9 protein-coding genes and 1 pseudogene are annotated in these 11400 nt (G+C 71.7%); 3 read left to right on the top strand and 7 right to left on the bottom strand.

The window, feature by feature from the left end; translation table 11 throughout:
- Nucleotides 1-1217: pseudogene (locus C1I93_RS23120) on the top strand (transposase); the annotation flags it as partial.
- 294 nt (nucleotides 1218-1511) lie between these two features.
- Here the strand turns inward: C1I93_RS23120 and C1I93_RS23115 are convergent.
- From C1I93_RS23115 to C1I93_RS23100, 4 genes are all read right to left on the bottom strand, one after another.
- Nucleotides 1512-2105 (bottom strand): GTP-binding protein, encoded by a 594-nt coding sequence (locus C1I93_RS23115; RefSeq protein WP_111245398.1) that lies wholly within the window; start codon nucleotides 2103-2105, stop codon nucleotides 1512-1514.
- A 1-nt stretch (nucleotide 2106) separates the two neighbouring features.
- Nucleotides 2107-2484, bottom strand: a complete 378-nt coding sequence (locus C1I93_RS23110) for a DUF742 domain-containing protein (protein WP_091416218.1) — start codon at nucleotides 2482-2484, stop codon at nucleotides 2107-2109.
- Between the two features lie 94 nt (nucleotides 2485-2578).
- Nucleotides 2579-2983, bottom strand: coding sequence for a roadblock/LC7 domain-containing protein (locus tag C1I93_RS23105; protein WP_013283992.1), 405 nt, complete (start codon nucleotides 2981-2983; stop codon nucleotides 2579-2581).
- A complete protein-coding gene (locus C1I93_RS23100; RefSeq protein WP_111245397.1) occupies nucleotides 2980-6429 on the bottom strand; it encodes a sensor histidine kinase in 3450 nt (1149 codons plus the stop codon). Before C1I93_RS23100 ends, C1I93_RS23105 begins: the two co-directional genes overlap by 4 nt.
- Before the next feature lie 459 nt (nucleotides 6430-6888).
- On the opposite strand from C1I93_RS23100, the gene C1I93_RS32675 reads away from it, so the two are divergent.
- Complete coding sequence (locus C1I93_RS32675) at nucleotides 6889-7230, top strand: hypothetical protein (protein WP_223256475.1); 342 nt, start codon at nucleotides 6889-6891, stop codon at nucleotides 7228-7230.
- 20 nt (nucleotides 7231-7250) lie between these two features.
- On the opposite strand, the gene C1I93_RS23090 is transcribed toward C1I93_RS32675, so the two are convergent.
- Nucleotides 7251-8330, bottom strand: a complete 1080-nt coding sequence (locus tag C1I93_RS23090) for an adenosine deaminase (protein WP_111245395.1) — start codon at nucleotides 8328-8330, stop codon at nucleotides 7251-7253.
- Between the two features lie 74 nt (nucleotides 8331-8404).
- On the opposite strand from C1I93_RS23090, the gene C1I93_RS23085 reads away from it, so the two are divergent.
- A complete protein-coding gene (locus C1I93_RS23085) occupies nucleotides 8405-9349 on the top strand; it encodes a putative RNA methyltransferase (protein WP_111245399.1) in 945 nt (314 codons plus the stop codon).
- A gap of 10 nt (nucleotides 9350-9359) precedes the next feature.
- On the opposite strand, the gene C1I93_RS23080 is transcribed toward C1I93_RS23085, so the two are convergent.
- Both C1I93_RS23080 and C1I93_RS23075 read right to left on the bottom strand, forming a co-directional pair.
- Complete coding sequence (locus C1I93_RS23080; RefSeq protein WP_111245394.1) at nucleotides 9360-10040, bottom strand: DUF4272 domain-containing protein; 681 nt, start codon at nucleotides 10038-10040, stop codon at nucleotides 9360-9362.
- A gap of 105 nt (nucleotides 10041-10145) precedes the next feature.
- Nucleotides 10146-11399, bottom strand: a complete 1254-nt coding sequence (locus tag C1I93_RS23075) for a thymidine phosphorylase (protein WP_111245393.1) — start codon at nucleotides 11397-11399, stop codon at nucleotides 10146-10148.
- Between the last annotated feature and the right edge of the window lies 1 nt (nucleotide 11400).

Genomic DNA, 11400 nt, shown 5'->3' with positions numbered 1-11400 from the left:
CCCCACCGCCGGTCGCGCCCGCTCCGGTCACACCGGCCGCGGTCGCCGGACCGCCGGTCCCCGCGCCGCCGTCGCGACCCGAGTCTGCCCCGTCCCGGATCGACGGCCCGTCCAACCGGCCGATCTCGACGCCGCCGCCCCCACCGCCGGGGATCACCCCGATCGCGCCGGCGCAGCGTGGCTCGGTGCCGCCCGCCGAGGCGGGCGAACCGTTCCGGCCGACCCTCACCACCGCGGCGATCAACAGTGCTCGGGCCGAACGCCAGCGCACCGTCATCCCGCCACGCCCGAAGACCAACGGTGAACCACCGGCGCCCACGGGCGGCTTCAGCGCCACCGACCTGAGTGTGCCGATCCCGACCCACCGGCCGGGTCAGGAGCCGGCCCCGCCTGGTTCCCGGGCGAACTGGCCGCTTGTCAACAACCCGGAGAACCCGGCCGACAGTGCGACCCGCAGCCCCGTTGCCGGCCCCTACGAGGGCAGTCGGCGGGCGATGTCCGACACGCCGGCCGAGGAACCCACCACCGAGCGCCGGGTGACCCCGCCGTGGCTCGCTGACGACCTGCCGCCGGAGCCTCCGGTACTGCGGCTGGTCGAGCCCCCGCCGCTGGCCGACCGGGCCCTGCGTACCGAGGCGGAATCGCAGTTGGAGACCCCGCCGCTGCGGCTGGTTGAGCGCAGCGGCCCGGCGCGGGCAGAGCGGCCGGTCGAGCGGCTGGACGCCGCACTACCGGCCCGACGGCCGGAGCCGCCGGTCGAACGCCGCCCACCACCGATCTCCGACGAGGGTGACGGTGACCTGCTGATCTTCGCGCAGGCCAAGTCGGCCTGGTTCGTCGGGCACGGCGAGAGCGCTGAGCTGGACTGGTCATCGCTCGCCGACACCGGGTGGCAGGCCGCCGAGCAGGCGGCACGTCCGGCGGTGGGCGACGCGACGAACGCCGGGCTGCCCAAGCGGGTGCCGCAGGCCAACCTCGTGCCCGGCTCGCCGCTGCGGGAGGAACGTCCGCTGCGCATCGTCCGGGACGCGGCCAGCCTGGCCGAGAACACCACCGGCTACTTCCGCGGCTGGCGCCGGGGGCAGGAGATCGGCGGGTTCGCGGTCGGTGGCCGCCCGGGCCGGGAATCGGCCGGCGGCTGGGACTTCACCCGCGACACCGGCGATCGCGACGACGACCGGGAGTACGAGTACCGCTCCGCCGGTTACCGCTCCTGACATCGACCGCACCCCGCTCACCTGCGTCTTCTATCCACACCCGGATAGTTTGACGCCGGGGCGGCACCGCCGCGGTGACGCTCGCTCACCCGGTACGGCTGCCCCGGGCCGGTGACGGCGTCGCGCGGACCGCTGAGGAGACCCTGGAAAGCCAGAATGCCCCTGCCGTTGAGGCGCACGGCAGGGGCGTGTACCGCGTCGACGGTGGCGCCTGGAACCGGCTCAGCCGACCGAACCCGGGCAGCAACCAGCGCCCGGTGTCGACGGGGCCGTCACCGGGCGCTGAAACGATCCTCAGGCGGGTGCGACGGCCCGGGAGCGACGCATCGTGAGCACGTACTCGACAAGCGAGATCAGCACGTGCTTCGTCGACTCCCGGTTCCGGGCGTCACAGGCCACCACCGGGATGTCGTTCGAGATCGCGAGCGCTTCCCGGACATCCTGCGGGTCGTGGTACTGCATCCCGTCGAAGCAGTTGATGGCCACCAGGTACGGCAGCCGCCGGTGCTCGAAGAAGTCGATCGCCGCGAAGCAGTCGGCCAGTCGACGAGTGTCCACCAGCACCACCGCGCCGATCGCGCCCCGGACCAGTTCATCCCACATGAACCAGAACCGCGTCTGACCCGGCGTACCGAACAGGTACAGGATCAGGTCACGATCGATCGAGATACGACCGAAGTCCATGGCCACCGTGGTCGTCGTCTTCCCCGGCACCTGCCGGGTGTCATCGACGCCGACGCCGGCTGAGGTCATGATGGCCTCGGTCGTCAGCGGCGTGATCTCCGAGACCGAGCCGACCAGAGTCGTCTTGCCGACGCCGAATCCGCCGGCGATAACGATCTTCGCCGACGTCACGCGCCCGCTCGGGGCCGGCGGCCGGTGCGACATGTCAGAGCCTGCGAAGTCCACTCAGCACCCTCTCCAGCAATTCAGTGCCCACCGCGTCGTCCGAGTCGTCCAGGATGGTCGGCTCGTGGACCGCGACCAGGCCGTCCGTCGCCATGTCGGCGATGAGCACCCGGGCCACGCCGAGCGGAAGCTGCATCCGCGCCGCGATTTCCGCGAGCGACTGCACGCGTCCGTCACACAGCGCGGCGATGTACTGGTGCTCACGGCCTTGACCACCATTGCCAGTGGCAACGGCCCGACCGCGCACCGTTGTCTCGACGAGCGCCTCCAAGGCGATGTCGAGGCGGGGACGGGTACGACCGCGGGTAACGGCGTATGGACGGACCAACGCGCCGGTCGGCTCGTCACGATCGGCCATGTCGCCGCTCACCTCCTTCGTACCCGGCACCGGCTCGCACCGGTGCTACCCGTCGTTTGCAGTGTCGCCCCTGCCCCACCGGCTGGCGCGACGATCAGCCCATCATCCCGACAGCCGTACGCGGCTGCGGGGTCAGGGCGTCGCCCACCCGGTCAACGAGCAGAGCCATTTCGTAACCCACCTGCCCGACATCGCAGCTACGCGCGGCGAGCACCGCGAACGACGAGCCGTCGGAAATCGACATCAGGAACAGGAAGCCATTGTCCATCTCGACCACGGTCTGCAGCACGGCGCCTCCTTCGAAGCAGCGGGCCGCGCCCTGGGTCAGGCTGACCAGACCGGAGGCGATCGCCGCCAACTGGTCCGCCCGGTCCCGCGGAAGGTCTCGTGACGACGCCAGGAGCAGGCCGTCCGCGGAGACGGCGACCGCATGCGCGACACCCGGCACCCGGTCGGCGAAGTTGGCAAGCAGCCAACCGAGATCCTGCGTAGTAGTCATCGTTCTTGCTCCTTCTGCCCGCTCTGCCCGCCCGAAGTCTCCTCCGAGCCGGTCGCGTTGCTGTCCGAGGGGTGGCTGCTACGCCCTCGCTGGACACCCCGGTGGTAGGCGGAAAGCAGGCCGCGCACCGACTCCGGGTTCCGTCGCTGCACCGAGGTGGTCGGCTTCTCCACCGCGCCCGGAACGAGCTGGGCCATCGGCGTACGCTTCGGCAGCCCGGTCTGGGTGGTGCCGGCAGGCGGCGCCTGGCTGGCGGCGGAGGCTGCCCGCCAGCCGTCGTCGGCGGCAGTCTGCCACACGCTCTCCTGCGACGCCGACCGGTACGCGGGCCTGCTGTCGGCAGCGCCGCCACGTGCTCCGCCGCTCGCCGCCGCACCGTACCCGCCGGACGCTCCTGCGGCCGTCGGAGTCTCTGCCATCAGCTCGTTACCTGTCGTCCCGGTCGAGGTCTGCTGGACGGGCCGACCGGCGATGTCGACCGTGGAAAGCTGCTGAGTCACCGCACCGTTCCCCGTCGACTGCCGGGCACCCACCGATTCCTCGGCGCCGGGACGGCGGGTGCGGAACCACGCCGACTCGAGCTCCCGGAAAATCGGCAGCTCCATCGTCTCATCCGCGTACCGCTGCCGGTTCTGTGCCTGCGGCGTGGTCGGCCGGGCGGCGGCCGGCTGTGCCGCCGGGCGTTGCACCCGGGGCAGTTCCGTGGTCATGTCCAGCGCGGCGGCCAGCCGCTCGGGCACCGGCGGGGTGGCCGGCTCTCCGGCGACCGGAGGCCACGCGGGCGGTGCCGGGGCCTGGGTGCCCGGCCCGGCGATCGGCGCCGCCGAGACGGGCCGCTGCGGCAGTTGGCCACCGGGCGGCGAGACCGGCGCACCCGACATCGGCGCCGCCGAGATCGGGGCGGACGACACGGGCTGACCGGAGACCGGCGTCGCCGAGAAGGGCGGGGCGGAGTACGGCGTACCCGAGACCGGAGGCGACGAGGGCACGGGCGGCGGCGCGTACGGGTTGACCTCGGGGCTGCTCGGCAACTGGCGCGGGATGGTCGGCTGCTGGTGGTCGGTGTCGGCCGGTTCGTCGGCGGCCCGACGCTGCGGCAGCGGGTCGATCGGCTGGCCGTTGGAGGTACGCGGGGGGGCGAAGTTGCCCGCCCCGCCACCGACACCACTGGCGCCGGTCAGATCCGACCAGGCGGGCAGGTTGTTCGCGGCGGCGCCCGCTGCCCGGGCCGGCGTGCCCGAACCATTGCGGCTGGCCGGGTCGAAGGGCCGGCCACCCAGCGTCACCTGGTTGCCCGAGCCGCCGGGACGCGGGGCGGAAACGGCCGGCGCGGACGGCCCACCGCCGAACGCCGCCGCCAGCCCCGTGCCCATCGCCGGGCTCGGCCCGGCGGCGGGCGCCGGCGGAGCGGGCAGCGCGGGGGGTTGCTGACCTCGGCCGGAGAGCGCCCGGGGCACCAGCACGGTCGGCGGCAACGCGACCTCGGCCACCGTGCCCCGGTCGTTGCCCGGACGCAGCTCGACCCTGACGCCGTGCCGGGACGCCAGCCGGGCGACCACGACCAGACCCATCATCCGGGACACCGCCACGTCCACCTGCGGCGGCGTGGCGAGTCGCTCGTTCAGGTCGGCCAGCTGCTCGGCGCTGATGCCGATGCCCCGGTCCTCGACGTACAGCGAGGAGCGGTCGCCGATCCGGCGGGCCTCCACCAGCACCTGCGAGTCTGGCGGCGAGAAGGCGGTGGCGTTGTCGAACAGCTCCGCGATGAGGTGGACCAGGTCGTTCACCGCGTGCGCGGCGACCTCGATGTCCCGGTCGATCACCCCGAACTCGATCCGGGTGTAGTGCTCGACCTCGGACTGGGCGGCCCGCAGCACGTCGATGAGCGCGGCCGGCTCCCGCTGCACGCGGGTCGAGTCGGCACCGGCGAGCACCAGGAGGTTCTCGTCGTTACGACGCATCCGGGTGGCGAGGTGGTCCAGCTGGAACAGCTCGGCCAGCCGGTCCGGGTCCTCCTCGCCGCGCTCCAGCCGGTCGAGGTGTCCGATCAGCCGGTCGACCAGGATCTGGGACCGGCGGGCCAGGTTGACGAACATGGTCGAGACGGACGACCGCAGCGCGGCCTGCTCGGCGGCGGTACGGACCGCCTCCAGGTGGACCGCGTTGAACGCCTCGGTCACCTGGCCGAACTCGTCCTTGCTGCGCACCGGCAGCGGCTCGGCGATCTGGTTGGCCAGCTGCACCGGGGAGAGCTGCCCGGTGACCTGCGGGTCACGCAGCCTGGCCACCGCGTGCGGCAGCCCGTGCTGGGCGATGGAGAGCGCGCCCTGGCGCAGCTCACGCAACGAACGGGCCATGGAGCGGGCGACCAGGTAGGCCAGCGCGATGGCCAGCAGCAGCATGGTCAGCAGCAGGCCGGTTTCCAGGAACACCTGGCGTTGCACGTCGGAGCGGAGTTCACCGGCCTGGGCCACCACGTCGGTGTCGAACTTCGACTCCACCGTACGGATCAGTTTGCCGTTGGCCACCAGCGCCGCGTCCCACTGCTCGGCGTTGAAGGAGATGCTGGAGAGGTTCTCGGAGGTGTCGGCGTTGACCTGGCTGATGTAGATGGTCGCCTGCCGGCGGTCACCACCGCCGATGGTCTGGGCGTGGAACTCCAACTCCTCCTCGGTGGCGACCGCGTTGAAGCTCTGCTGGGCCTGCTGCTGGCCGGTCTCGCTGGAGATGTAGTCGGTCCGCAGGGCGGAGTTCATGCCCCGCTGGAGCGCCCGGTGCACCACCACCCGGCGTACGGAGAGCCACTCCTTCTCCCGGGCCACGGCGGCCGCGGCTCGCATCCGGTCGCTGAGGTCGTTGTCACCGGCGAGCTGGCTGGCCGAGTCCCGGACGGCGAGCAGCTGGTTGATCAGCTCGTCGTACGACTGCAACGCGTCAGTGATCTTGAACTTGCCGTTCAACACCTGGCTGCGGGTGCCGGGCAGGTCACTGAGGCGCTCGTTGATCTGGTTGAGCAGCGACTCAAGGCTCTCCGGCAGGTCGGTCAGGTCGTTGCGCTGCAGGGAGTAGGGGTCCGCAGCCTTGTCCACCCCCAGCGAGACCTCGTTGTAGAGGGTGGAGTACCGCTTCTTCGCCTCCGGCTCGGCCTGACCGGACTGCGCCGGTGGCACGCCCAGCAACAGCACGGCGGCTGTCCGCTCGTCCTGTAGGCCGTCCACCAACTCGCCGGAGTGCCCGATGAGCTCGGCGAGATCACCGGCCCGGTTGGCGTTGTTCAGCGAGTCAAGGTGATCCAGCAGGCCGCTGGTACCCACGACGACCGTGGCGATGGTCGGCACGATCATGATGAGACCGAGCTTGGACCAGATCGGCATGTCGCGTAGCCGACCAGCCGGCCGGCGCAGACGCGACAGGAAGGAGCCTGCCGTCTTCGGCCGTTTGCTCACGTCACCGCCCTCGTGATTGCAGCGTCCGCGTTGCCCCGGGCAACGCCCAGCGGCCGACCCGGCGGGTCGGACCATCCGAGATTCCATCACGCCGCTCCGGAAAGAGAAAGCCCAGGTTGTCCCCAACTCGAGGTGTGATGAGATGTTGATGCAATTTGCTCGCGGTCCGTCTGTCCGGAGTCACATAAAGTAATGAAGCCCCCGCGCCGAGTCGTCCTGCTTGCCGGCCCCTCCGGCTCCGGAAAGTCGTACATTGCCCGACAAACCGGATTGCCCGTTCTCTGTCTGGACGATTTTTACAAGAACGGCGATGACCCAACGTTACCGCTACGGAACGGTCAGATCGACTGGGAGTCGCCCGGTTCGTGGGATGCCGCGAGCGCTGTCGAGGTGATTAGTCAACTGGCCCGGCATGGCCGGGCGGATGTGCCGGTCTATGCCATCAATGAGGACCGCAGAGTGTCCACCCGGCCGTTCGAGCTGGCCGATTCGCCACTGCTCGTGGCTGAAGGGATATTTGCCGCTGAGATTGTGGAGGAATGCCGCAACCAGGGCCTGCTCGCCGGCGCGTACGCCCTGCGCCGGCCGCGCGGCGCGACCTTCCTGCGCCGGCTCACCCGCGACCTCGCCGAACAGCGCAAGGGACCGGCGGTGCTGCTCCGCCGAGGCGTGACCCTGCTGCGCGCCGAGCCCGCGGTGCTTCGCCGACAGACCGGGCTGGGCGCGCAGCCGGCTCGTGGTCGGGACGTGCTGCGCCGGGTGGCGGGCCTACTGGCCGCAGGCCACCCGCCGGCCCACTGACCGGACCCACCCGGTCGGCCTCACGCCAGCAACTTGGCGTACGCCGGCTTGATCACCTCGTCGATGATCCGCAGCCGTTCGTCGAAGGGGATGAAGGCGCTCTTCATCGCGTTGATGGTGAACCACTGCATCTCACGCCAGCCGTAACCGAACGCCTCGCAGAGCAGCGCCATCTCCCGCGACACCGACGTGCCGCTCATCAACCGGTTGTCGGTGTTGACCGTCACCCGGAAGCGGAGGTCACGCAGCAGGCCGATGGGATGCTCGGCGATCGACGCGGCGGCACCGGTCTGCACGTTCGACGACGGGCAGAGTTCCAACGGAATCCGCTTGTCCCGCACGTACGCCGCCAGCCGGCCGAGAACCGGCTCGCCGTCGGGCGTGATGTCGTCCACGATGCGTACGCCGTGGCCCAGGCGGTCGGCCCCGCACCACTGGATCGCCTGCCAGATGGAGGGCAACCCGAACGCCTCACCGGCGTGGATGGTGAAGTGGAAGTTCTCCCGCTGGAGATATTCGAAGGCGTCCAGATGCCGGGTGGGTGGGAAACCCGCCTCCGCGCCGGCGATGTCGAAGCCCACGACGCCGTGATCGCGGTGACGCACGGCCAACTCGGCGATCTCCTGGGAGCGGGCCGCGTGCCGCATCGCGGTGAGCAGCGTGCCGACCCGGATGGGTGTACCTGCCTCGGCGGCGAGCGTGCTGCCCTCGACGAAGCCGGCCAGCACCGCCTCCACCACCTCGTCCAAGGTCAGGTTCTGTTCCAGGTGCTGTTCGGGGGCGAACCGCACCTCGGCGTAGACGACCCCGTCGGCAGCCAGGTCCAGGGCACACTCACGGGCCACCCGGCGCAGCGCCGAGGCGGTCTGCATCACCGCGACCGTGTGCGCGAACGTCTCCAGGTAGCGCTCCAGCGAACCGGAGTCGGCCGCCGCCACGAACCAGCGGCCCAACTCCTCCGGATCGGTGGTGGGCAGCTCATGACCGACCTCGGCGGCCAGGTCGACGATCGTCGCGGGCCGTAGACCGCCATCCAGGTGATCGTGCAGCAGCGCCTTCGGCGCCTTGACGATGTCCTCGTACCGGATGCTCGCGACCATGACCAGACCCTAGTCCGCGCCGGCGTGATCGGTACGCTCGGGCGCGTGGAACCGGCCTGCGACCTGCTGTGGTGATGGACCGTCGAGTCGCCGACCGGCTGCGCTGCCCGGTCTGCGCCGAGCCCCTGACCGAGGCCGCCGCCGGTGCGGCCCGCGCGCTGCGCTGCCCCCGTCGGCACAGCTTCGACATCGCCCGGCAGGGTTACGTCAACCTGCTCACCGGCCGCGCCCCGCACGGCGGGGACACCGCCGAGATGGTCGCCGCCCGAGCGGACTTCCTCGCCGCCGGCCACTACGACGCCATCTCCACCGCACTCGCCGCCGCCGCCCGCGACGCCCTGCCCGCCGCCACCTCCGAGGCGCCGGACGCCGACCACCAGTCCCCCATTCAGGAGAAGGTGGCCGGCGGCGGCAGCCCGACGCACGGCGGCACCGCCGGGGCGTACCCGCTGGTGGTGGAGACCGGCGCGGGGACCGGCCGGCACCTGGCGGCGGTGCTGGCGGCGCTGCCGGGCGCTGCCGGTCTGGCTCTGGACGTGTCCAAGCCGGCGTTGCGCCGGGCCGCGCGGATCCATCCGCGCGTCACTGCGGCGCTGGCGGACACCTGGCAACGGTTGCCGCTGGCGGACGCCTCGGCCGCGCTGCTGCTGAACGTCTTCGCGCCGCGCAACGGCGCCGAGTTCCACCGCGTCCTCGACCCGGCCGGCCGGCTGCTGGTGGTGACCCCGACCGCCGATCACCTCACCGAACTGGTCGACGCCCTCGGCCTGCTGCGGGTCGACCCGGCCAAAGCGGACCGGGTCGCGGCCAGCCTCGGCGGCCATTTCACCGAGGAGTCGGCCACCGAGCACCGACAGGAGCTGAGATTGTCCGCCGCGGAGGTCGCCACGCTTGTCGGCATGGGCCCGAGCGCCTGGCACGCCGACCCCGCCGGCTTGGCCGCCCGCATCGTCGAGCTGGGCGAACCGGTCCGGGTGACGATGGCGGTACGCCTCGGCGTGCACCGCCCGAACCACTAGACCACCAGGCTCAGGTGGAGAGGTCGACCTCTTCCCAGCCGGGCGGCTCGTCATGGTACGGCCCACGCAGGATCACCGCCCACTCCAGCGCCCACCGGCGCTGGCCGATCGCGTTGGCGTCCACCAGGCCCGGCAGCGGCCGCCCGGCCCGGTCCACCTCCAGGTACGCCCAGTCCAGGCAGTAGTGCAGGTCGAGCAGGGCGGCGGCATCGGCCGGGTGCTGCGGTGCGGCCAGGATCCGCGAGCGCCACTGCCGGAAGGTCTCCCCCTCGGCGATGTGCGGCAACCGCTCGACCAGCCGCTCGTCCACCGGCAAGGTGGGATCGAGCTGCTTGGTCAGCCCGAGGACCCAGGCCAGGGAGAACAGCGCATCGTGGTGCAGGACGAAGGAGCGGTGGTCGCCCTTGGCCCCGGTGACGAACTGGAACTCCGGCGGGGTGACCATCTCCAGCAGGTGCGAGGCGAGCAGCCAGCTCATCGCCGCCTGGGGCGGCATGCCGAAGCAGCGGGCCAGGATCAGGTGCAGCACCGCGATCCGCGCCTCGATCTCCGCCGTGGGCCGCAGCTCGATCTGGTCGCCGGGCTCCCAGACCAGCGGAAACTGCGGCGGTGGCAGCGGCAGTCCCAGCCGGGACAGCTCCTCCAGGCTCGCCTCACGCACTTCCCGCGGGTCGGGGGCGAGAACGATCACGACAACATCCCTGTCTGCTCACGTACGGCGACGCCGACTGTCCCCCCTGGCCTGCGAGGGTAGTCGCCCCATCGGTGCGACACCATGGGGTCCGACGGGGTTTCGTCACTCGATGCGATCGATCACCAACGGCTGCGCAGTCGGCGGATGATCCGCCAGCGTGACCGCCCGAGCCGCTTCCGCCAGCGCCGCCGGAAACCGCTCCGCCTGGTCGGCGCGCAGTTCGTAGAGCGGCTCCCCCGCCTTGACCGGGTCACCGGGCCGCTTGTGCAGCAGCACACCGGCGGGCACGCTGACCGGGTCCTCCTTACGCGCCCGACCCGCGCCGAGCCGCCACGCAGCCACCCCCATGGCGTACGCGTCGACGGCCGTGACGTACCCGTCCCGGTCGGCGCACACCACCTCGACCTCGTCCGCCTCGGGCATCGGTGCGTCCGGGTCGCCGCCCTGCGCCCGGATCATCGACCGCCAGACGTCCATGGCCCGCCCGTCCCGCAGCGCGGCGGCGGGGTCCGCGTCGGGCAGCCCGGCCACGTCGAGCATCTCCCGGGCCAGTGCCACTGTCAGTTCCACCACGTCGGCGGGACCGCCACCGGCGAGCACCTCCACCGACTCGGTGACCTCCACCCCGTTGCCGATTGCCCGGCCGAGCGGGGTGGACATGTCGGTGAGCAGGGCGACGGTCCGCACCCCGTGGGCACCGCCCAGCTCCACCATGGTCCGGGCCAGTTCCCGGGCGTCGTCGACGGACTTCATGAACGCGCCGGAGCCGACCTTCACGTCCAACACCAGCGCGCCGGTGCCCTCGGCGATCTTCTTGCTCATGATCGAGCTGGCGATCAGCGGGATCGCCTCGACGGTGCCGGTGACGTCACGCAGCGCGTACAGCTTGCGGTCGGCAGGGGCCAGGCCCGAGCCGGCCGCGCAGATCACCGCGCCGATGTCGCGGAGTTGGGCGGTGAACTCCTCGTTGCTGAGCGCGGCCCGCCAGCCCGGGATCGATTCCAGCTTGTCCAGGGTGCCGCCGGTGTGCCCGAGGCCGCGCCCGGACAGCTGCGGCACCGCCGCGCCGCAGGCCGCCACCAGCGGGGTCAACGGCAGAGTGATCTTGTCGCCGACCCCACCGGTGGAGTGCTTGTCCACGGTCGGCCGGGGCACTGACGACAGGTCCAACCGCTCGCCGCTGGCGATCATCGCCGCCGTCCACCGCGCGATCTCCGCCCCCGTCATCCCGTTCAGCAGGATCGCCATGGCCAGCGCCGACATCTGCTCGTCCGCCACCACCCCCCGGGTGTACGCATCCACCACCCAGTCGATCTGCCCGTCCGACAGCACCCCCCCATCCCGCTTGACCCGAATC

Origin of the sequence: Micromonospora endophytica (assembly GCF_003236305.1) — a bacterium.
Lineage (GTDB): Bacteria > Actinomycetota > Actinomycetes > Mycobacteriales > Micromonosporaceae > Micromonospora > Micromonospora endophytica.
The sequence above is the reverse complement of the archived record's forward strand: the minus strand, read 5'-3'. Positions and strand labels throughout refer to the sequence as shown.